The organism is Gardnerella sp. DNF00354 (genome assembly GCF_049262755.1).
In the GTDB taxonomy this organism is placed as follows: domain Bacteria; phylum Actinomycetota; class Actinomycetes; order Actinomycetales; family Bifidobacteriaceae; genus Bifidobacterium; species Bifidobacterium vaginale.
The window spans coordinates 1,058,895-1,082,755 of sequence record NZ_CP058402.1 but is presented as its reverse complement, the minus strand read 5'-3'; the positions used below and the strand labels follow the sequence as shown (position 1 = coordinate 1,082,755).

The 23,861-nt window shown below is 39.2% G+C and carries 17 protein-coding genes; 7 read left to right on the top strand and 10 right to left on the bottom strand.

Going from position 1 to position 23,861, the window contains the following annotated elements; translation table 11 throughout:
* Positions 1–70 precede the first annotated feature (70 nt).
* Entirely contained in the window at positions 71–1,360 is a 1,290-nt protein-coding gene (locus HXT24_RS04310; protein WP_004121515.1) for a uracil-xanthine permease family protein, read from the bottom strand.
* Between the two features lie 347 nt (positions 1,361–1,707).
* Positions 1,708–2,076 carry a DUF488 domain-containing protein gene (locus tag HXT24_RS04305; protein ID WP_415703452.1) on the bottom strand — a complete coding sequence of 123 codons (369 nt, stop codon included), beginning with the start codon at positions 2,074–2,076 and terminating at the stop codon, positions 1,708–1,710.
* 239 nt (positions 2,077–2,315) lie between these two features.
* Here HXT24_RS04305 and HXT24_RS04300 point away from each other — a divergent pair, with 239 nt between their 5' ends.
* The gene (locus tag HXT24_RS04300; protein ID WP_410309135.1) at positions 2,316–3,377 is read left to right on the top strand and encodes a YeiH family protein; all 1,062 of its coding nucleotides are present in this window, start codon (positions 2,316–2,318) and stop codon (positions 3,375–3,377) included.
* A gap of 83 nt (positions 3,378–3,460) precedes the next feature.
* Here HXT24_RS04300 and HXT24_RS04295 read toward each other — a convergent pair whose 3' ends face one another.
* From HXT24_RS04295 to HXT24_RS04280, 4 genes are all read right to left on the bottom strand, one after another.
* Positions 3,461–4,216, bottom strand: a complete 756-nt coding sequence (locus HXT24_RS04295) for a L,D-transpeptidase (protein WP_415703451.1) — start codon at positions 4,214–4,216, stop codon at positions 3,461–3,463.
* A gap of 113 nt (positions 4,217–4,329) precedes the next feature.
* Entirely contained in the window at positions 4,330–5,418 is a 1,089-nt protein-coding gene (gene ychF, locus HXT24_RS04290) for a redox-regulated ATPase YchF (protein ID WP_004111854.1), read from the bottom strand.
* Between the two features lie 57 nt (positions 5,419–5,475).
* Positions 5,476–6,279, bottom strand: a complete 804-nt coding sequence (gene proC, locus HXT24_RS04285) for a pyrroline-5-carboxylate reductase (RefSeq protein WP_415703450.1) — start codon at positions 6,277–6,279, stop codon at positions 5,476–5,478.
* Positions 6,280–6,430: 151 nt separating this feature from the next.
* Positions 6,431–7,810, bottom strand: a complete 1,380-nt coding sequence (locus HXT24_RS04280) for an alpha/beta fold hydrolase (RefSeq protein ID WP_415703449.1) — start codon at positions 7,808–7,810, stop codon at positions 6,431–6,433.
* A 129-nt stretch (positions 7,811–7,939) separates the two neighbouring features.
* Here HXT24_RS04280 and HXT24_RS04275 point away from each other — a divergent pair, with 129 nt between their 5' ends.
* Entirely contained in the window at positions 7,940–10,468 is a 2,529-nt protein-coding gene (locus HXT24_RS04275) for a sensor histidine kinase (RefSeq protein WP_415703448.1), read from the top strand.
* 9 nt (positions 10,469–10,477) lie between these two features.
* Positions 10,478–11,182, top strand: a complete 705-nt coding sequence (locus tag HXT24_RS04270; protein ID WP_415703447.1) for a response regulator — start codon at positions 10,478–10,480, stop codon at positions 11,180–11,182.
* A 156-nt stretch (positions 11,183–11,338) separates the two neighbouring features.
* Here the strand turns inward: HXT24_RS04270 and HXT24_RS04265 are convergent, their stop codons facing one another.
* The 3 genes from HXT24_RS04265 to HXT24_RS04255 all read right to left on the bottom strand — a co-directional run bounded on the left by HXT24_RS04265 (position 11,339) and on the right by HXT24_RS04255 (position 16,760).
* Positions 11,339–12,850 (bottom strand): conjugal transfer protein, encoded by a 1,512-nt coding sequence (locus HXT24_RS04265; protein ID WP_422119228.1) that lies wholly within the window; start codon positions 12,848–12,850, stop codon positions 11,339–11,341.
* 371 nt (positions 12,851–13,221) lie between these two features.
* A complete protein-coding gene (locus tag HXT24_RS04260) occupies positions 13,222–15,915 on the bottom strand; it encodes an ABC transporter permease (protein WP_422119227.1) in 2,694 nt (897 codons plus the stop codon).
* 17 nt (positions 15,916–15,932) lie between these two features.
* The gene (locus HXT24_RS04255) at positions 15,933–16,760 is read right to left on the bottom strand and encodes an ABC transporter ATP-binding protein (RefSeq protein WP_415681177.1); all 828 of its coding nucleotides are present in this window, start codon (positions 16,758–16,760) and stop codon (positions 15,933–15,935) included.
* Between the two features lie 581 nt (positions 16,761–17,341).
* On the opposite strand from HXT24_RS04255, the gene fucO reads away from it, so the two are divergent.
* The gene (gene fucO, locus HXT24_RS04250; RefSeq protein ID WP_415681178.1) at positions 17,342–18,493 is read left to right on the top strand and encodes a lactaldehyde reductase; all 1,152 of its coding nucleotides are present in this window, start codon (positions 17,342–17,344) and stop codon (positions 18,491–18,493) included.
* Between the two features lie 134 nt (positions 18,494–18,627).
* Here the strand turns inward: fucO and HXT24_RS04245 are convergent, their stop codons facing one another.
* Positions 18,628–19,671, bottom strand: coding sequence for a LacI family DNA-binding transcriptional regulator (locus HXT24_RS04245; protein ID WP_415703443.1), 1,044 nt, complete (start codon positions 19,669–19,671; stop codon positions 18,628–18,630).
* A 496-nt stretch (positions 19,672–20,167) separates the two neighbouring features.
* On the opposite strand from HXT24_RS04245, the gene HXT24_RS04240 reads away from it, so the two are divergent.
* The 3 genes from HXT24_RS04240 (at position 20,168) to HXT24_RS04230 (ending at position 23,833) form a co-directional block, all read left to right on the top strand.
* A complete protein-coding gene (locus HXT24_RS04240; RefSeq protein ID WP_004111883.1) occupies positions 20,168–21,451 on the top strand; it encodes an enolase C-terminal domain-like protein in 1,284 nt (427 codons plus the stop codon).
* Between the two features lie 135 nt (positions 21,452–21,586).
* Positions 21,587–22,378: an SDR family oxidoreductase gene (locus tag HXT24_RS04235; protein ID WP_004121557.1), complete on the top strand. Its 792-nt coding sequence runs from the start codon at positions 21,587–21,589 to the stop codon at positions 22,376–22,378.
* Positions 22,379–22,546: 168 nt separating this feature from the next.
* The gene (locus HXT24_RS04230) at positions 22,547–23,833 is read left to right on the top strand and encodes an MFS transporter (protein ID WP_004121560.1); all 1,287 of its coding nucleotides are present in this window, start codon (positions 22,547–22,549) and stop codon (positions 23,831–23,833) included.
* The last annotated feature ends 28 nt before the right edge of the window (positions 23,834–23,861 follow it).

Sequence of the window (23,861 nt, the reverse complement as noted above, 5' to 3'; positions counted from 1 at the left end):
ACAAAAAAACGCGCTCGCAAAGTAGCGAACGCGCCTAATTTGATTAAATTAAATCATATAAGCATTTAAGCTAGGCAACATCTGGATCGTCTTTAGCGATTGTTCCAGTGAGCTTTCCAATTGCTTTCATTACGTGGTAAACAACCAACACAACAACAGTGCCGATTGCAATACCATTGAACTGAATTCCAGAAACAGCAAATTGGAAGTTAGCAATACCTATAATCATAACGATTGCAGCAATCATAATGTTAACTGGCTTATCGAAGTTCACTTTGTTTTCTACCCAAATGCGCACGCCAATCATGCCAATCATGCCGTAAAGCAAAGTGGTTACACCACCCAAAACGCCTGCTGGAATGGAGTTTACAATTGCACCAAACTTTGGGCAAAGGCTTAACACGAATGCAAAGAATGCAGCGCACCAATAAGCGGCAGTAGAATACACTTTTGTTGCAGCCATAACGCCAATGTTTTCGCCATAAGTTGTAGTACCGCAACCGCCAAAGCAACCAGCTATTGCAGTGCCTAAGCCGTCTGCAAACAAAGCTGTACCAATCTTGGAATCGTAGTCGCGGCCAGTCATTTGAGCTACAGACTTAACGTGACCAACGTTTTCTGCAATAAGAACGAGCACAACTGGCAAGAACATAAGCAAAACAGAGAAGTCAACTTGCGGAGTGTGGAACTTAGGGAAGCCAATCCAAGCTGCTTGCTCAATCTTGCTAAAGTCAACTTGACCCTGGAAGCATGCATACGCGTAGCCAACAAGAACACCAAGCAAGATGTTCAATCGTCCAAGAAGACCGCGGAAAATCACTGCAATAAGCATAACTGCAACCAGAGTTACCAAAGCGGTGTCTGGAGCCTTTTGGAAGTTGCCCCAAACAGCTGGGCCCAAGTTAAAGCCGATGATTGCAACTATTGCACCGTTAACAACAGGAGGCATAATAATGTCAATCCACTTTGCTCCTGCAAAATGCACAAGCACACCGATTAAAGCAAGAAGCAAACCAGTGCACATAATGCCAAAGCTTGCTACAGCAATGCCCTTATGTGCTGCAGTTACAGCCATAACAGGCGCTATAAGACCAAAAGAGCTTCCTAAATAACTAGGAAGCTTATTTGCGTTGATAAGTAAGAACAGTGCCGTGGAAAGAGCCGTGAACATTAAAGTAGTAGACGGATCAAAGCCAGTAAGAATTGGCACTAAGAATGTTGCGCCAAACATAGCAATAACATGCTGAGCGCCAATACCAGCAGTACGAGTCCAAGTTAAACGCTCATCTGGCTCTACTACTTCTCCTGGCTTCAAAGTTTTTCCGTCACCATGAAGCTGCCATGTAAACAACGATTTCATCGTTTTCTCCTTGCATAAAACAAGTTTATATATACGTTTGTGATTGAAAAACAACCACCAAAACAAGCGCCAGCTTAAAAAAAAAAAAACAAGCACTACTCGAGCGCAGGTTTGGCAGCTTCCGCAGAGGTCGCCATCAACCGCCGCCCCTTAGCCAAGTGGACATTCTAATGTACTAATCATAAAGTGTCGAGGCAATTTTAAAAATAACAAACTTACATGTTATTTTCATTGAAATATCAAGGAAAATCGGTGTGTCGAAAACAGATAAAACACAACTAATTATTGCTAATAAAAGTTTATACTTATAAACTTTTGCTTATGGATTAGATCTACTTATTACAATCTTAATTTTGTAAAACATTTTGAATATAATCTTTTAACACAATTGCATGATTTATACGCGTATCTTTCGCTCCATATAAAAATGTTACTTTTTTATTTTTTCTACATATATCTACTATTTGGTTTACACAATCTTGATTCTCGTCTAGCTCTTCAACATAGCGATTAGAAAATTCTTTGAAGCGCTCAGGCTTATGACTAAACCATTTTCGCAAATCACTTGATGGAGCAATATCTTTACACCACAAATCAAGATTTGCCTTTTCTTTACTTATGCCTCTAGGCCACAATCTATCTACTAATATTCGCAAGCCATCATGTTCATCAAATGATTCATAAACACGTTTAATTTGAATATTAATATTGCACATAATTACCTCTTTAACTACATACAATGATTACACAATTATGATTTTTTTCAACACGATTTAATTAAGAACAATATGAATTGAACTAATACAAAACTACGATAGATTTTTATCGAATATGTTTTATTATGTGATTTTTATTTTTAGCGTGTTGCTTGTAATCAAGCCGAAATGCACATAAATGTTTAAATTTTTTGAATTTTTGTTCTCTTTTGTCCGATTATGGGAGAATAATTAGCTAAATGGTTAATTTCTTTGATACTTGGAAAAAGAAAATCTGCACCATCAACATGGCCCTTATAGCAGTGTTGACTCTTCTAGCTTCCTTAATTGGTAGCTGGCTCAAGCAGTTCCCAGGCTTAAGCCTTTTGGGAGCACTTATTATTGCGTTGCTTATTGGTATGGCTCTGCAGCTGCCTTTGCACGTATACAAGTTGAATAATGATTCTAGAAGAGCTGGAGTTAAATCTTCTGCTGGTCTAATTGCAAATAAGCTTCTTCGCCTAGGTATTATTTTGCTAGGCTTTAAGCTAAATTTGCACGTTCTATTCACTCAAGGTTTAAAGTGCCTACCAATCGCAGCTGTACTCGTTGCTGTTATGGTTTGCGTTACTTATAACATTGCAAAACTTCTTAAAGTAAGTCCTCAGCTTGCAATGCTAACAGCAGGTGGAACAAGCATTTGCGGAGCGGCAGCCGTTATGGGTCTTTCTGGCTCCATGCCTGTACCTCCACAAGAAGAGGATGAAAAAGAACAAAACGAAGTTATGGCTGTTGCAACAGTTGCAATAATGGGCACGATTTACGCTTTGGCAGAAATCTTTATTCTTCCCAACTTTGGAATGACTAAGCAGCAACTTGGAATTGCTGCCGGAGCGTCCCTTCACGAAATTGCACACGCTGTTGCAGCAGGCGGAGCTTTTGGAAGCATTGACATTGCAACAATCATGAAGCTTACTCGAGTTCTTATGCTTGTTCCTACATCAATCTTTATTGCAATTTGGTGGAATGCTCGTCACAGCCAAGTAGAAGATAACGGAAAGCGCAAAATCAACTTCCCATGGTTTATGCTCGGTTTTATTGCAGCATCCGTTATTGGTACATATGTGCCTTTTGTTTCGTCTTACGCATCCCTCCTTGTTGACGCAGGATACGTATTCCTAGGAATGGCAATGGCTGCTCTTGGAATCAACGTAAACTTTAGAGTTATATTTAAGCAAGGAAAAGCAGCATTCTTGGCAAGCTTCTTAGCTTCTATAGTTCTAGTTGTGTTAGCCTGTGGTGCAAGTATTTTGTTCTTCTAATAGAACAGTCATCATAAAAGAAACAAGAGGATTCCTTCAGGGGAATCCTCTTTGCATATATAATCAATGAATATTAAAGTCAGTTATTCAATGTGTACAGAAGTTCCATCTGGAATATACGAATAGAACCACTTAGAGTCAGGCACACTTAACCGAACACATCCATGAGACGCAGGAACACCCAGCTTTTGAGCCTCTGGAACAATATAATCACCAAAATTAAACCTAGTTGGCACAGAGTGGAACAAATATTCGGAACCTATAAAGCCAACCCAGTAGTCGCCACCCATCTTTTCTCTATCATTATAAAAATGGTCACCTCGTGCACCAATTTTATAATCACCTTTAGGAGTTGATTCATCCATTCCAGCACTAACAATCATCGTATAAACAAGATTATTATTCGCATAAATATAAACACGTTGTTTTTTAAGATTTACTTTTACGTGTAAATGATTTGCATCAACCCCAGAAAGATTCGGATACTGACCTCCCGTAGGAATTTTCCATAAATCAGAAGATTTAATTAATGGATTATCTAAAGACTTATTTGAGTAATCTATCTTTGTTTTAGATTTTTTATTACTTTTATTACTCTTATTGTTTTTGCGTTTTGAATAATAAGATTTTGTGTTATTAGAGATTCTATTATTTACTTCTTCAATTACGTGAGATACCTGAAAACCAACAAAGCTGAAAAAGATTAAAATAACTAAAACAGTAGAAACGCGCTTATAGAAAATTTTGCGATTTTCTGGAGATTTTAAGTTAATAATATATTTCACTAATCGCGCAATAAGTGACCTTAGAACGCTTTTTAAAGCACAAAATATATTCATAAAATCTCCATAATAAACAAGATAAAAGGCGCTACCTTGATACTATACTACAGTACCTAAGCAGCGCCGTTACACATTAATATGATTATTGTTTAGACGAATTGTTTAGACAATCACACATTAAACTTAAATTCAACAATATCTCCGTCTTGCATAACATAATCGCGTCCTTCAAGACGAAGCTTTCCTTCTTCCTTGATTTTTGCCATTGAGCCTTGAGCCTCAACAAAATCATCGTAAGAAACAACTTCTGCTTTAATAAATCCACGCTCAAAATCAGTGTGGATAACGCCTGCAGCTTGCGGAGCTGTCCAACCCTTATGAATTTGCCATGCATGAACTTCTTTAACGCCAGCCGTCAAATAGGTTTGAAGCCCTAGAATATCAAATCCGACTCGAGCAAGCTGATCCAATCCAGATTCTTGCAAGCCCGCATCAGCCAACATTTCTCGAGCATCTTCTTCATCAAGCTCAGTAAGCTCCGACTCAAATTGCGCATTCAAGAAAATAGCCTTTGCTGGAGCTACAGATGCCGCCAGCTTAGACTTCAAAGAGTCATCCGAAAGCTCCGAATCGTCAACGTTAAACACGTAAATAAAAGGCTTAGCAGTAAGCAAATGCAAATCGTAAACGTCGTCTTTATTAATCAACTTCTCATTATGAGCCTGATCAATCGTCTTACCAGATTCAAGAATTTCCTTAGCCTTATTTACAGCATTTACGTATTCTTGAGTAACTTTTTTGCCACGTAAATCTTTTTCTAACTTCGGCAAAGCATTCTCGATTGTTTGCAAATCCGCAAGAATAAGCTCCGTGTTGATTGTATCAATATCGTCTGCTGGATCTACCTTGCCATTAACGTGAACAATGTCATCATCATTAAATGCGCGAACAACTTCACAAATTGCATCTGCTTCACGAATATTAGCAAGGAATTTGTTTCCCAAACCTTCACCTTCGCTAGCACCCTTAACAATTCCTGCAATATCAACGAATGTAACGGTTGCTGGAACTATTTTCTCGGTTTTAACAAGCTTCGCTAAAACAGGCAAACGTTTATCTGGCAAAGGCACAATACCTGTATTCGGTTCGATTGTTGCAAACGGATAATTTTCCGCTAAAACGTTATTTCTTGTTAGAGCATTAAACATAGTCGATTTACCAACGTTAGGTAAACCTACGATTCCAATTGTTAAAGACATAATTACCTACTTTAGACCAGCTAGAGGAATTGACGACTCCACTATACTCGTATTGTTTTATTTTTGTTGAATTGCATCAACAGCGCTGATAACATCTCCCCTAAAACCACAGGATTCGAGCTTTGCAACACCTCGAATCGTAGTGCCGCCAGGAGAACATACAGCGTCTTTCATAACGCCTGGATGAATGCGAGTATCCATATACAGAGCACCTACTCCCTCAATCATCTTTGCAGCCAAACGATATGCGCAATCTCGCTTTAGACCGTACTTTACTCCAGCATCCGCTAAAGCTTCCATGTACATAGCTGTAAAAGCTGGAGCGCAGCTAGAAACACACATTGCAATATTCATGTGCTCGCTATCTACTCGTTCAACTAAAGATATAGGCTCAAAAATCGCGTTAAAAGCTTCTAGTTGACTATCTGTTAGCGTATTTTCATTTTCTGCTAAAGTGACTCCTTGGCAAACTGCGATTGGCGTGTTTGGAATAATGCATTGCACGTGAACATCTTTTCCAAGTAGATTCTGGTAATGCTTAATAGTCCAGCCTGCTGCAACGGATATAATTGCTATTTTTCTATCCACAATAGTTTTTACGATAGGCTGCAGAACTTCTTCAATCTGATTTGGTTTTACAGCCAGAATTAAAATATCACTAGCATCGCAAACTTCACACGCACTTTTTAAAGCTTTTACACCAAATTTGCTCGTAGTATTAACAAGTTTTTCAAAGTGGGCTGCACATGCAACCATATCTTTTCCTTGCAAAACATTAGCGCGAATCAGACCTTGTGCAATCGCTTGAGCCATGTTTCCAAAGCCAATAAATCCAACGGTTCCAATTGAGTTAGAACTCATTAACCAATCTCCCTAATAAGTAAACAATAAACTAAATACTAACTTTCTATTAAGCATCTAATCGTTTGTACATACAACTTGTATATCTAATCATTTGTTAGGTACTTTAATCAAAAGTTACTTATCACTTATATAACTTAGATTACTTATATCACTTATATATAGACTCTAAATCTCCACGATTTTTTGCTTCTTCTAACAAATGACGGAACACAAAGTCTCCATGAACACCATCATGCTCAAACTCGTTAGTAGTCCAATAATGAGAGTTAGAAATATGAGACAAAGTGTCTAGCTGAAGACCAGAATCAACATACAAGTCATCGAAATAAACCGCTGCTTGCAAAGGAACTTCATTATTTGCAAGTTGATCTAAATCGTAAATCTTGCCAAATTGCATATCGTTCATCATGCAATCAACAGCTGGCAAGAAAGGCTGCAAAGCTTTTTGCTGATCAAACATCCACGGGAACACAGCTTCGCCAGTAAACAAAAGAGGACGCGCGCTGCCAGCAAACTCTGGCATTGTTTCTCGAACTTGCTGAGCTGCCCAACGAATTGGATGATCTAATTCACCATCTGCATAAATGAACTCTTGTAATGGCCAATATAGCGGACTAGAAGACGTTGCATCCATAACACCGTAAAGAAATTCATCGCTTAAATAACCGTCTGCCGTTCCGCCACCATGCTTAAACGCCTTAAGAGAGCCATCTCCATCCGAAAAAGCTGAGTCAATCAACCAATGAACTCTTTCAAAGCTTGGTTTCATACCAAAAGATGATCCAAGAGTCTGGAATCGCTCAACCGTAAGCTTTTCACCATTAGGCAAGAAAACATCTCCTTGAGAAATCCTATCTGCAATAGCAGCAGCGCGCGCAACATCCTGCGGATAACGCTCGTAGAATTGCTCAGTTTTTCTAGCCATACGCGGGAACGTGTGCTCGTAAACTTCTAGAGCATTAGCTGGAACATGAGGAATACCGCCCGTTGTAAAGCTTGCAAGCAAACCCTGCGGGAAAAGAGACAAATACGTAAGTGTTAAGAATCCGCCATAGCTTTGACCCAAAGAAACCCACGGCTTTGCGTTAAACTCAGTTAGGCGCAAATGCTCAAAATCGCGAATAATAGAATCAGCCAGGAAACGCTTCAAATACCAGGCTTGTCGTTCAACACTTACACCGTCGTCTGCCATGCGCTTAATCGTAGAAGCATCTACCCTAGAAGAGCGCCCAACACCACGCTGGTCTGGAAGAACAACACGAAAATGCTTAATTGCCTCTTGAATCCAACCATCGCTAGACGGCGAAAGCGGACGAGGGCACTGACCACCTGGACCCCCTTGCAAAAACACTAGCAAAGGCAAATCGTCATGTACATGTTCTGGAGCACAAATAACTCTGCAAAATAGGCGAATCGTCTCCCCTTTAATAGAATCGCCTGGAGTGTTTTGCTCCCAGTCTAAAGGAACATCAATTGCGCGATCTTCTACATACAATCCCGGTACGTAATATTTTGCTAGTAGTGCCATCTGAACATTCCTTTCCGCACTCGCATGCAACGTTGCAATAACAAATCACATACAAAAAATACACACTCTTATGTAAATCATACTAAAGTTCGATTGTTCTATAAAGTGCCGTGTACTAGCCTAGTAGTTATGAAAATATCTCACACGTTTAACAGAGCTATACAACGCTTACGCACTGAGCTTACGCTAAACGATATATTGTGGGGCATTATTCCACTTATTCTTTTTACATCTTCAAGCAATCGGTATACTATAAACAATGTTGACGGATTCTTGACGCAAAGTTCGCTAATTACAACCTTGCTTATAAATATTGTTGTTGCATCATTACTTTCAGTACGAAGAGTATGGCCCGAACACACAGCTGTTATTTTTATTGTTGCATGCATTTTGCAAGTAATATTTGGCCCTACTCAACTTTTTGCTGATTTCTTTGGTTTTGTGCTGCTTGTTAATGCTATTGCTCGCGGAAATCCAGAACATTCAAAAGCTTTTGTTATTACAGCTTACGTAGCAACCGTATTATTTTGCGCAATAATATCGTGGAATATTGTAATGGGACCAATATATGGCATCAATCATTCAAAAGCTAGTTATACTTGCAGCGTAAAAAATATAAATAGCAGCAACATAAGAAACTGCTTTTCAAATGTACTTAATTTTGCAATTCCTACCATAATTTTTGCAATTATTATTACCACTATTACGGTTATTATTGGCTACTGGCAACGAACACACGTACATACGATTCAACTTTTACAAGATCACAATAATGCTATTCGCGCGTACCGAAAAAAAGCTCAGCATATTGCTATTACTGCAGAGCGTGCAAGAATCGCTAGGGATATGCACGATATTGTTGCTCATACGCTTTCTATTATTATTGTTCAAGCAGACGGTGGCCGTTATGCCGCAACACAAGATATTTCGCTTGCTAAAAAAACAATGCATATTATTAAAAACGAAGCTGAGCGCGCCGTTCACAACATGCGACGCTTGCTAGAAGCTTTAACAGACGCTCCATCTGGTCAATTGGATTTTAATCACATACCTTCGCTTATTGAGCAAGCAAAAATAGCATCTCCTAATAACATTTTTTGGCATACTGTTGATGGCATAAATTCTTCTAATAAACTCAATAAAGATGCACAAATCGCGGCCTACCGCGTTGTTCAGGAATCACTTACTAATATTCGAAAGCACGCAGGAAACGGTATTAAAATAAACATTCACGAACAGTGGAACGAACAAGGAGTAACACTAAAAATCACAAACGAAGTACACAAGCTTGAAACTAATCAAGCACAAAATAGCATTGCGCCACATAAAAACGGTTATGGCTTAATTGGCATGAAAGAGCGAATTGAGAATCTTCACGGAACGCTTGATTATGGAATACAAAACGATGGAACATTTAGTGTTGTTGCTTTTATTCCATATTCTTACAACACGGATCAATCAAACACTACTGCTTCTTTATTAAATAGTATTTCTAACGTTACTTATAAGAATGCAAAAGTTAATAATCAATCAGCAGCGCAAGAAAAACCTGAAAATGCAAGCAATCAAACATCATCAGAAGTGTTGCAAGGAGCAAATACTTCACGAAATAGGATTGAGAAAGTATCACAATGGTTTGAAAAACATTGGCTTATTGGAGACATTATTTATGCTTCACCTTGGGTTGTTATGATGCTTTTTCTGCCAACTTGCGATTTTATGGTTGGAAATGGAATGCATTCACAATATTCCAGCTCACTTTTAGTACAAATACTTTATAGAGTATTTACTCTTACAACCATGGTGCCATTCATGTTTCGCAGAAAATCTCCAACTATGTGCGCAATTGTTGCAGCAGTATTTTCTGCAATACAGCTTATATGCTTGCCGAATATTTTATTCGCTAATTTCTTTATACCAGCCATTGTTTATGCTGCTGTGCTCTATGGCAAAAAGCACGCATGGCAGTGGGTTAGTGCTGTAGTACTCGCCGAATCTGCTATTTTTGCTGTAAAAATTGGTGTTGCATCAAGAAATATTCCGCAAAATGAAACTCCAATACGATTTTTTACTTCTAATGCGTACACAACTAATTTTTATGACATTATGCAAATGGCATCCGTAGGATTAATTTTTGGTTTTATAGTTGCATTAATTTGTTTTGCTGCCATTGCATTTGCTTATTCCCGCAGAAATGATGACAATAATTTGTTGATTCTAAAAGCACGCAAAACAGAACTAGAGCAAGAGCAAAAACAGCTAGAAGTACTTGCAGCAAATGCCGAAAGGCAGCGTATTAGCGCAAACATTCAGCAAAAAGTTGCAGTTACATTGCATAAAGTAATTGATGCTGCAAATAGTGGAATCAATATGCTAAATGAATACGAAAAATCAAATAGCAATGCAGAAAATTCAGAGTCAAAAAATCTTAAGCAATCACAAGAACAAAGTGAAGCAATTAGTAAAGCTTTCAAAAACATTGGAGATGAAGGTCGCTCAGCACTTAGATATATGAGAAAACTACTCGGAATTTTGCGAGAAACGGGTTCAAGTGTTAATTCATCAAACAATAGTGCAAATATAGCTAAGATTGCGGTTCGCCCTGCTCCTTCTCTTGATGAACAAATTCAACACAGACTTGCCAACAAGCACGCATAAATTGATAGTATGGAAAATATGGAAAACAATGAAGTAATTAGAGTCGCTATAGCAGACGATCAGGAGCTTGTGCGCGCAGGATTTGCTATGGTAATCAACTCGCAAAAAGATATGCAAGTTGTTGCTCAAGCTTCAAATGGCAATGAAATTGTAGAAGTTGCGTCGAAAGAGCATCCAGATGTTATTTTGATGGATGTGCGCATGCCGTTAATGGATGGATTGGAAGCTACGCGCAAAATTTTGCAAAAAGAAGATAATAGCAATACGCGTATTATTATTTTAACAACTTTTGATTTAGACGAATATGTTATGGCTGCAATTCATACGGGCGCATCGGGATTTTTGCTTAAAGATACGGAGCCAGAAACATTGCTTAATTCGATACGAACGGTGTATCAAGGAAACGCAATTATTGCTCCGACTGCTACGAAGCGTTTGATTGAGTCAATGATTTCTAAGCCTACCGATGAAGAAAAAGCAAAAGAAGAAATTGCAACTAAAAACGAGAAAAATTCTTGCCTAAATGATTTAACAGATCGCGAGCGCGAAGTTCTTGTAGAAATTGCTCACGGACTGTCTAACCAAGAGATTGCTAATAAACTGTTTATTAGCTTGCCAACAGTTAAAACGCATGTTGCTCATATTTTGGGAAAAATCAAAGCAAGAGACAGAGTTCAAGCTGTTGTGTTCGCTTACGAAAATGGTCTTGTTTAATTATTCTTATAAAACAATGCGGCTGCAAAATTAATCTATTCTTCATTGAACGATCGAATTGCAACCGCATTTTAATTTTTTTATATTATTTGTGCTATTTATATTCGCATTAAGCTATTTTAGCTATCTGTATTTGATTATCCGCAATCCTAAGTTTTATTTAGAAAAGCGAATTTTGCCACCGCGACTCATATAAATACCTGCAGCTGCAGAACCACCTATTGCCATTGTTCCTACAACAGCGCCAGCAATTACAAGATTATTGTTGTTCGATGGTGCTTTTGAGTTATCGCTTTTAGCTTCAGATAACTTATTGGTTTCGTCAACAGTTTTGGAATCTTCTTTTACCTCTTCACTTTCTGCATTTTCGTCTTTTTTATCTTCTTCATTATTTTGAGAATCGCTTTTTTCGCTACTAGAAGCGTTATTTGCTTCGGATTCTGCTGGATGAGATACTGGCGATGCTGGCTGCGCTGCAGCTGGTGCAGCAGATGCAGAATGTGTAACAGGTGCAACCGGTGCAGCAGGTGTGCTCACATTTGCGGAAGCAGCAGAAACAGCAGGAACAGCTGACGCGGGAGAAACAGTAGATGCATTTTGTGAGTTTTCAACAGAAACCGCAGGAGTTTCCTTGGATGTAGCATTCTGTGGAACAACTTTTGGTTCAGAAACTGGAGCAAATGGTGTTACAGAGGATTCTGCTGGGCGTGCTGCTACAGATGAAGAAGTAGTCGATTCAGCTTCAACACTCTTCGCTTTAGATTTCTTAGATTCTAATGATTCTACTTGCGAAGATCTATATTCAGAAGATGCAAATTTATTATCTGAAGACCGCGAATCAACTTTAGAATCCTTCGGCTGAGTCTGCACAGAATCTTTTTCTTGTACAGCTTTTTCTTCAGTAACTTTAGTCTCTGGAGATTTTACTTCTGGAATGGACTTCTCAACTTCTTCCTTCGACTTAGTCGAGTCATTTGGTGTATCAACTGTAGCATCTGACTCTGTACGTGGAGCTGGTGCAGGAGAATCAGGCTTAATTGTTTCTTCTTGAGCCTTATTTTCTTCCTTATCAAGCTCATCAATATTTACGCCAAGTGATTTTAGTTGTTCATTTACACTTGAAATTTGACCTTCTGTATTTTTAACATATCGACCATATTCTTCTTTTTTATTCTCTTCGACTTTTAATTTCTCAGTATCTTCTGTAAGAGTTTTTTCTATGGTCTTACGCTGAATGTCAAGCTTTTCTTTTTCTTGAATTAGTCTATTAAACTCTTTTTCAGACTCAGAATCATCTTTTCCGTTTAAAGCATCTATTTCTTTATCTATTTCATCTATTTGTGTTGTTCGTTGACCTGATTCTTTTATTGCATTATCTACTAATTCTTTAAATTTATTATACTCAGATTCTGCTTTCTTTAAATCTTTATTATACTTTTTAAGATTTTCTTTATACTGCTTACGACTAGCAAGTAAATCTTCCTTCGTAGCAGGAGGTTGATTGGAACCACCCAAATCTAATTGTCCAAGTGACTTGAAATCAGAATCAGATGCTTGTGTTACATCACTATTTACAGCATCACTAGCCCACGCTGGCATTGGGCTTTGCATTAATAACAACACGATTCCTGCAATCACTGCGGCAGATTTTTTATTGACCGTTACCATATTCTTCTACTCCTTGCTCGTAGCGGCCTCATATTTAATTTATGCTTATGTCAGCAGTCAACCAAAGAGCATAACAGAGAAATAAATAAGATTCCAACGTCAAATAATCGAAAAATTTTTCGATTAACTTGTTATAACAAATATTTAATACTTAATTTTTTCGATTTTCCCGATAAAAAATATTAATCAATATTAATAATATCTAAACAATTGTATTTTATGCATAAAATTTATTTATTTTTTGATGTACATCACATTATTTTTTCTGCGTGTCGCACGTTATGTAGAAAAAAATAATGCTGATGCACAACTACACCAGCATTATTTCTGTTTTTATAATTAATTTAATATATGTTATAACAACATACAGTTTATTCTTCTGCGAGCGCAACCACTGGCGAAGACTTCACTGCTCTACGAGCTGGAAGCACGCTGGAAAGAAGAGCTGCAAGTAAAGCGATTAGAGCAAGAACCGCGTAAATAGTCCAATCAATTACAAACGGAACTTTGCCAATTGCGCTAAACACCATGTAGGATCCAATCCATCCAAACGCTGTTCCAACAATCAAGCCAGAAACAGTGCTTGTTAGGGAAATCAACGTTGCTTCCAACGCAAGAGACCTTCTAACCTGTCCCCTTGTCATGCCTATAGCGCGCAAAGTTGCAGATTCTTTAGTGCGCTCAATAACAGACAAGCTTAATGTGTTTGCGACGCCTATTAAAGCAATCACAACAGCTACTGCTATTAAGCCAACAAGCAACATCATCATTATGTCGATAGCACTCTCCCACTGCGCTCGTTGGAACACGCTTCCAGCAGCCATAACCTCCGCATAGCTAGATGTAATATTTCTAATATTTTTAACAATATCTACAAGATTAGCTTTGCTAGAGTCTACCGAAATGAGCAGAATATGCGTTGTAGGCTTAAGGTAGTTATTGAAGTAAGATTTGCTAACAAAAGCAGTATTCCTTGAATATATATTAACATTTCTATACTTCTTAAACTGAACTTGCTTTACAGTAATGCTCTTATCGTTATTACTTGGGTCTGTATTCATGCCAGTAAATGGCGTAATATTATTACTGTCTGTTTCACCAGAACTGTACTTTTCTACGTAAGCTTGCAGATTAAGGTTTCCTTTTTTAAGCTCAAAAGGTTCTCCACCTTCTTCATTAAACTTAGGCAAAAGCACAGAATCTTTGTTTATATTAACGCCATCAAGATTTGTGTGCATTACATTTTTAAGTTGATCTATATTATCAACTCCAGCTGCCATAGCATACTCAGTTTTGCCCTTAGCATTCTTAAAAGTCATAGGAACTGCAGGAAGCAACTCAGTATGCTTTATTCCACTAATCTTTGAAATATCGGCAGCTAGAGATTCATCAACATTCTTGCCTTGAATAATAATGTCAACACTGTAACGGTCATCAACAACACCTTTAAGAGTTGCTTTACCACATATTGCGCCCGTTACTACTGTAGAAACAAGCGTTACGCCAATAAGCAAAGCTGTTCCAGTTGCTGCAACTCTTCTAGGATTTCTTTGCACGTTTGCGTTAGCAACTTTAGAAGCTGGCCCACAAAGTGCCATGATTGCTCCAGTTGCTTTCATAGCAAACGGCATCCAGAATATGGCTGTCATAATAATGCCAATGAACACAAGCGCACAACCAAACATTGCTCCAAGCAAAGTCATCCAAGAGTCAGAACCTGCAGTAGGAGACTTCCCCGCAATCATGCTTGCCAAAGAAGTAGCACTTAAAGCAGTAGCTAAAATACCTACAACAATAAACAGAACGCCAAAAACAGCGCGAATAATGCTTGCACGCTTATCTTTAATCAAATCCATTGGTCGCAGAGCTTCCATAGGCGTTACTTTTGTAGCAGATCGAGCAGCACTCATAGATGCAAGAACTGTTACAATCGCGCCAATTGCTATTGGCCAGACAACCGCTGGAAGCGAAACAATCAAAGGAATCTTAGACAATGGGCCAGAATTAATATTCACGTTACTAATTGCGCCCATAAATCCTATTGCGCAAAGCACGCCAACAGCCGCAGAAATAACTCCAAGTATTGCAGCTTCAAGCAAAACTGCAGCATAAAGCTGATGAGATTGTGCGCCAATTACGCGTAAAAGTGCAAGAGTGCGTCTGCGTTGAGCAACCAAAACTTGGAATGTGTTTGCTATAACAAGCGAAGAAACCAGCAACGCTAGAATACCAAAAGATAGCAAAAACATGGTTACAAAATTAGTGCCGTTGGACACACTTCGAACAGCTCTTACACCAACTTCGTGCCTAGACATAAGAGAGAATCTCGAAGGAAGCAAAGAGTTAATCTTAGGAGATAAATCGTTTATTTTAGATTCATCAATACTCATATATACTTTGCTTTGCACAACTTGATTGTCAAAATTCTTAAGATTTTCGAGTTTTGCACAAAAATCGTTCGTTATGCCACCAAGATACGTGCCGCGATTTGAAAATGGTATTTGAGAATGCTCTCCATCGTCTACAAGACCAACCACACGAACATCGTACGATTTTTCTTTATCTCCGCCAGTGTCATCTACTTTAACCAAGGTTATAGTATCGCCAATATTTGCATGTATTGATTTAGCAATACTTTTAATAAGCGTGATTTCACCTATTTTTTGCGGATCTCTACCTTCTGTTGATTTATACACAGGAAGATTTCCATACAAACCACTAGACCAAGCAATACTCGTAACTGATTTATCACCTTTTTCTACTCTTACAAGCGCAGTCGCATCATCAATACGAATGCCATTAACACCAGGCATCTTCGATATTTCGTCTAAATGAAGATCTTTATAATGAATTTTACTACTCGGAAAACTGTTAGGATTCTTAAATGATATTGCATAATTTGCGCTACCGAATTCATCTGTTGCGTTGCGAACCATCAAGTCGTCAACACTATTTACAAAAAGCAAAGTAGCGCTCATAAACATGCTGCCTATAAGAATTGCAATTCCAGAGGCGATTAGCATGCGCACGCTTTTACGCATAAGTTTTAGTGCGATTTTCCACATTCTAACTTCACCACCTTTTATTGCAATTGGGCAGGCTGATTATTAATACCAGCCTCGCTGCGTTCCATAAGCATCTTGCTCATTCCTTCTGCAGTAGGATTTTGCACGTCTTCAACGATTTGACCATCTGCAAACACGATTGCTCTATCTGCATAAGACGCTGCAACAGCGTCGTGAGTAACCATAATCACAGTTTGACCAAGTTCCGTTACAGACTTCTTCAAAAAATGCAAAACTTCCAAGCTGGAAGCAGAGTCAAGATTTCCAGTAGGCTCATCTGCAAAAACTACGGAAGGCTTAGAGATTAAAGCTCGAGCAATTGCAACGCGTTGGCGCTGACCACCAGAAAGCTCAGCAGGCCTATGCTTTAAGCGATCTTGCAAGCCAAGAGTATTAACCAAAGTATTAAACCATTGCTTATCTGGCTTTTTGCCTGCCAAAGTAAGAGGCATAAGAATATTTTGCTCAGCGCTAAACATTGGAAGAAGATTAAAACTTTGGAAAATAAATCCAACCATTTCGCGGCGCATAAGCGTAAGCTGATTATCGCTCATTCCCGTAATATCTAAACCATCAACCAAAACCTTTCCAGAATTAACGCTGTCAAGACCAGCTAAAGAATGCATTAAAGTTGACTTTCCAGAACCAGAAGGACCCATAATCGCCGTAAACTTGCCGCGCTCAAAACTTACGCTAACGTCTCGCAAAGCGTGAACAATGCCTGCGCCCTTGCCAAAATCTTTAACAACGTGCAAAGCTGCAACCGCAGTCTCACCAATCAAACCTTCTTGAGCGGAATAATTCATTTGCGTAAAACGCGTATCTTCACTATTTTCAACACTCATCTTGCACCTCACATACTTCTGTGATTACCTTACAATTAAAATTTACGTGATTAAAAACGCATTCTCTATAGTGCGTAGGGCTGATATTTTCATTGGAATAATAGGAATTTTGATATTAAATTTTGATAGAAAAATGCTCTTATATAAAATCGTCATACTTTAGTATGAGAGCCAGTATGATAGGCTTAAATTCACAGGCGTAATATCGCAGACCTAAATTTGCATTCCAATTTGCATTCCAATTTGCATTCCAAATAGATTATTTAATTCAAAATAAATCAATTAGATAACTACAACACTAATCAATCAAAGAATTTTTCTTAACATAATTAATATTTTTCTTTCAACATATTCATTGCAAATCACGTGCTCTAATTTTTATAAATGTGCTTATTTATATCTAAAATAAATAAAAATGCATAAAATTAGTTAGTTTATGTTCATTTTAATTGCTTATTTGTTAAGTTTAGTAATAAAAAGCTTATTTAATACACTCGCCAAATGTCATGCAATATTGTAAAATATTAATCGACTACCAAAATTTGGCATGAGCCAACAAGAAACTCAAAGGAGATTTTCGCATGGTCTATAGAATGATTTTCAATCAGACTGCTTACTTTGGTCGCGGAGCAATCAAAGAGATTCCAAACGCTGCTAAAGCACACGGCTTTAAAAAAGCATTTGTAGTAACAGATCCTGTTCTTGTAAAAACTGGAACCGTTAAAAAAGTTACAGACGTTCTAGAATCAGCTGGTCTTCCATACGAAGTATTCGACAATGTAAAGCCAAATCCACCTGTTGAATGCATTCAAGACGGTGTAGAAAAGTTCAAGGTATCTGGCGCAGACTTCCTTATTGGACTCGGCGGCGGCTCTCCACAAGATACATGCAAAGGCATTGGAATTATTGTAGCAAACCCAGAGTTTAGCGATGTTCTTTCTCTTGAAGGCGTTGCAGATACAAAGAATCCTTCTGTTCCAATCTTTGGCGTGCCTACAACAGCAGGAACCGCATCCGAAACAACAATCAACTATGTTGTTACCGATACTGCAAAGCTTCGTAAATTCGTTGCAGTAGACCCTCACGATATTCCAATCGTTGCATTCGTAGACCCAGACTTAACTGATTCCATGCCACGCTCGCTTAAAGTTGCAACTGGTTTGGACGCACTCACCCACGCAATCGAAGGTTTCATTACACCAGGTGCATGGAGCCTTTCGGATTGCCTGTCTTTGCAAACAATTCGCATGATTGCACAAAACCTTGCAAAGAGCGCAGACGGAGATGTTCCAGCAGGCGAACAAATGGCTTACGCAAGCTACATAACTGGCATGGCATACTCCAATGTTGGTTTGGGCTTGGTTCACGGCATGGCACACCCACTCGGTGGTCGCCTTGGCGTTGCTCATGGCGTTGCAAACGGAATTTTGCTTGCTCCTGTTATGGAATACAACAAGGATTACACTGGCGAAAAGTATCGCGATATTGCTGCAGCATTCGACGTTCCAAACGCATACACAGATGACCTCGAAACCGTGCGCAATGCTGCTGTAAAGGCAGTTCACGACTTAACTGTTAAGCTTGGAAATCCTACTAAGATTAGCGAGGTTGGAGCTAGTGAGGCAGATATTGAAGGCTTAAGCCACGACGCTTTGGCAGATGTTTGCACTCCAGGAAACCCACGCAAGGCAACTTTGGAAGACATTCGCAAGATTTACACAAGCTTGATGTAGTCTTCTAAAATAATAAATAAATACGCAATATTTGTGGACGCAACTTATCTTGATTTAGGCTGCGTCCACATTTATTTGATTTATGTCATAAGCCATAAATCATAAGTCAAATTCTATATCTAATAACTCTTCTATCAATAGACAACAGTCTGAGTACTTTCTCGAATAACAATATGCGCAGGAAGAACCAGTTGATTCTCAATCTCCTTACCTTCCCTAATCTCAAGAATCATTCTAATAGCATTCTTTGCTATTGAATCAAAAGGCTGATTAACAGTTGTTAAAGATGGCATCAAATACTGTGCAGGATACACGTCATCAAACCCAGCTACAGAAAGCTCAGATCCTAACTTAATACCGCGCTCGCGAGCAGCGCGATACACATTTACAGCTGTAATATCGTTGCAAGCAAAAATAGCAGTAGGACGCTTTTCCTCAGGCAAATCCAAAATCTTACAAGCCATTTCATAGCCACGTTCAGGAAGATAATCCCCCTCTTTAACCAAATCTTTATCAATCGTCAAGCCAGACTGCTCCATTGCAGCATTATAGCCAGCAAATCGGGCTACACCAGATTGAACATTAAGAGGACCAGTTATAACGCCTATTCTCTTATGCCCCAGATTAATCAGATGTTTTGTAAGCTCATAAGCTCCTGTCCAATTATCGATTGAAATCGTGTGATCTTCCCCATTAGAAAGAGACACGGGATCAATTATAATCAACGGAATATTTCGCATACGCAAAAATTCCTTATCTTTCTGAGTAAGATCAGACATTTGAGATATAACACCAAGAGGATTTCTATCTACAATTCCACGCAAACACTCATCACGTTTCTTACCATTATCGGTTTGAGCGACTGTAAGAGCTAATCCTTCTCTTTGCGCCCAACGAGATGCGTAAGTAATCATCTCAATCGTGCCATTATTTGCCACATAATCTACTAATAATTCAATTGTCGGAGATACCTTAGTGCTTACAAGAGAATACTCGCGACCACTTTTTAAAAGAACTTCTTCTACTTTTTTGCGAGTCTCATCTGAAACGCCAGTTCTACCGTTAATAACCTTCGAAATTGTAGAAGGCGATACCCCCGCCTTTTTAGCCAACTCCGTTATGCGAGGTTTTGAAGATTCATTTTCAGCAATGCTAGTTGCGTGACTACGAGTTGGCATATGCACTCTCCTAATTCCTATATTCCTATGCTCATATGCTTATAAGTCGCAAAATTTTCTTAAGTCGCAAACAAATGCAGAGAAAATTTCTTACTTAATTTTGCATTAATTCTCAGCAATGCGAAAATTCAAAAAATAGAAAAACCGCATTATTGCCTGACATATCAAGCCTAATAGAAATAATATCATATGTTATTTCGCTACAGACTATGCAAAGTCGCGAAATTTTCTTATGACACGCCGAATAATCAGAATTTAACAGATAACATCGATGCCAAAAGTATTCATTTTTTAACAGTTATAAAAGATAAAAGCTCAATTTTTCAATATTCTTAAAATCCGAAATATGACATTTATCACAAAACGTGAGATTAGGAAAAATTCGCAAAAAATTATTTACGAAAATTTCCTAACGATTAGAACATTTTTCTATTATTTTGTTATAAAATATAGGAGTAGGTCACAACGATCTTAAAGCAAAGGAGCACAAATCGTTATGAGTACAATTACATCAGTAAAAACCTATGATTTTAGATTCCCTACGTCGCAAACGCTTTCTGGGTCCGACGCAATGAACAAAGATCCAGATTATTCATCCGCATACGTAGAAATCAAAACAAGCCTAGACGATGGCATTAAAGGTGTTGGATTTGTATTTACGATTGGCCGCGGCAACGATGTTGTTTGCGCAGCAATCGACTCCATGTCTCAAGTGCTTATTGGCAGAAACGTAGAAGAATTACTAGACAACATGCGACTTGCATGGGATCTTTTCGTTCACGACTCACAACTTCGCTGGCTAGGTCCTGAAAAAGGCGTAGAGCACATGGCAATTGGCGCGATTTTAAGCGCGTTGTGGGATATTAAAGCAAAGAGAGCTGGAAAGCCTTTGTGGCGCTTGCTTGCCGAGATGGATCCAAAGGAATTAGTTTCTACCCTTGACTTCCGCTATATGACCGACGCCTTACGTCCAGAAGAAGCAATCGAATTCTTGCAAGATGGCCAAAAAGGCAAGGAAGAGCGAATTGCAGACTTGCTTGTAAATGGCTACCCAGGATACTCCACTGCCGCAGGCTGGCTCGGTTACAGCGATGAGAAAATGGTTGCAATCGCTAAGGAAGAATCGCAAGTTAAAGGCTTTAAGCAAATTAAGCTTAAGGTTGGTCAAAATGTAGACGACGATTTAAGAAGACTCGCACTCGCTCGCGAAGCAATCGGACCAAATGTTCGCCTTGCAGTAGACGCAAACCAAGTGTGGGATGTTCCAACAGCAATTACTTGGATTAATCGCTTCCACGACTTCGACTTAGCTTGGGTAGAAGAACCAACAAGCCCAGACGATGTTATTGGACACGCAACAATCGCCCGCGCAATCAACCCAATACCAGTTGCAACTGGCGAGCAAATGCAAAGCAGAATCATGTTTAAGCAATACTTGCAGGCAAACGCATTTGGAATCATGCAAATAGACGCAACTCGAGTTGCAGGTCCACAAGAAGTTGTTCTCGAATACTTGCTTGCTCGTAAGTTTAACAAGCCAGTTTGCCCACACGCAGGTGGCGTTGGATTGTGCGAAGCCGTATGCCACTTTGCAATGTTTGATTATGTTGCAGTTTCTGGAACAAAGGAGGGTCGCATGATTGAATATGTAGACAATCAGCACGAGCACTTTGTACATCCAACACAAATCAAGAATGGCAATTACGTTGCACCAACTGCCCCAGGTAATGGCACTGAGATGACGCTGGAAACAGCCGAAAAGTACCTTTATCGCGGCTAAAAATAATAAAAAAAAAACAAGTGGCTAGTCGCATAGTGATTAACGGTTAGCCACTTGTAAAAAAATAAATCATAAAATTTTATAATTTAAAAATTAACTAAAAGCAAACCACATCATTTAACAAAGGAGTTCATTATGGATTTGCATTTGGAAGGCAAGGTTTTCATCGTAACAGGTGGATTCAAGGGAATTGGTAAGGGCATTACGCTTCAGCTTGCACAAGAAGGCGCAATTCCAGTAGTTATCAACCGAGCGGACGCTGCAGAAGAAACATTCCGCAAGGATATTGAGCAATACACAAAGAATTACGATGTTTACATTCTCGACTTGAACGACACGGACGAGATTGCCCCAATTGTTGAAGAAACATACAAGAAGTACGGTCATATTGACGGTATTGTGAACAACGCTGGCGTTAATGATAACAAGGATTTGGAGTCCACTTCTTGGCGCGATTTCGAGAAGTCGATTCACGGAAACCTCACTCACTACTACGAGACTGTTCATGCTGCTGTAAAGTACTTGAAGGAAAGCCACGGAGCTGTTGTGAATATTTCTTCTAAGACTGCTCTAACTGGTCAGGGTAAGACTAGTGCATACGCTGCTGCAAAGGGCGGAATCTTAGGTTTGACTCGTGAATGGGCTGCAGCTCTTGTTCATGATCGCGTGCGCGTAAACGCAATTGTTGTTTCTGAATGCTGGACTCCACTATACGCCGATTGGATCAAGACATTTGGCGACGAAGCTGCCCAGCAGGCTCGCTTGAAGGTTATTACCGACAAGATTCCTCTGGAAAATCGCATGACTACCACGGAAGAAATTGGCAACGAAGCTGCATTCCTGCTTTCGGATCGCTCTTCGCACACCACAGGTCAGTGGGTGTTCATCGATGGTGGCTACGTGCATCTTGATCGCGCTTTGTCTTAAGTTCTAAACTTCAGCTTTAAGATTTAAAGATCTAGTGCAATAAATCACCTGTTTAATGGTGCGTAATCTGAATTAATACGCTTACGCACCATTAGCACAACAATATTAAAAAAATTCCATAAGTATTCTATAGACTATTCTCAAAATTATTCTCACATTGGAGTGACGATGATTACAAACGAGAACGACAACGCGGTCGTTAACAATAACAAAAGTAGCTCAAAAGCTATGATTGCCATTGTATTGGTAACATCCTTGTTCTTTGTATGGGGCTTGACCATGAATTTGGTCAATGCACTGAATTCACCATTTGGCAATTATCTTGAACTGAATAACACTCAAAAAGCATTGCTGCAGGTAGCATATTTTGGCGCATACTTTGTTATGGCAATTCCTGCAGGCTTAATCGCAAAGCGTTTTGGATACAAGGGCGGCGTTATAAGCGGTCTTGCACTCTTTGCTCTTGGCGCATTTGCAGTAATCCCTGCTACAGCTACAGCAAGCTACGCAATGTTCCTAGTTGCAATGTTTGTTATAGCGTTGGGCGCAGCAACTTTGGAAACGAATTGCAACCCTTACATTACTAAGCTTGGCGACGAGAAGGGCGAATCCTTTAGAATCAACATGGCACAGAGCTTCAACGGAGTTGGAAACATTGTTGGACCTCTTATTCTTGGTCAAATTTTAGGCAAGACTGTTGCAAAGAATGAGCCAGGCTTCGACGTTGCTAAGCTAAAGTTCCTTGGCGATACTCGCTTGATTTACATTGTTATTGGCATTGTTCTTATTGCGATTATTGCAATCTTCTTCTGCTTCAAGCTCCCTACTCCTCCAGGAGACGTTGAGGCAGACCAAGAAAGCAAGGGTGATTCTTCCTTCATTCATCTTATGAGCAAGCCATACTTTACTCTTGGAATTATTGCAGAGTTCATCTTTATTGGACTTCAGGTTGCTGGAATGGCAATGTTCTCCGACTTTGCTTTAAAGCATTGGGGTACTGGAATCACCACTGGTGTTGCTGCCTCTATGCTTGCAATCGTTTCCTTAATGTTTACGATTGGCCGCTTTATTACAACTCCTTTGATGGCAAAGTTTGATGGTGGAAAGATTCTTGGATTGTACATGACTTTGAGCGCAGTGCTTATGTTTGTGGCATTCCTTGGACTTGGTCAGATTTCTGTAATCGCCTACATTGTAGCGTACTTGTTCATCTCTATCGGCTTCCCAACAATCTTCTCTCTTACTCTTAAGGGAATTCATGGAGCAGCAGCAAAGACTGGTTCTTCTGCACTCGTTATGAGCATTGTTGGCGCTGCAATCATTCCGTTAGTTTTCGGTTTGGTACAAGATTTTGCTGGAATCGAAGCTGCCGTATTGCTCACCGTTCCAGGCTTCTTGTATGTTGCTTGGTACGCTCTTTGGGGCTCCAAGATTGGTCTTGTGGAAGCTAAGTAATTCGCGAATAACTACAAAGTCTTTATTT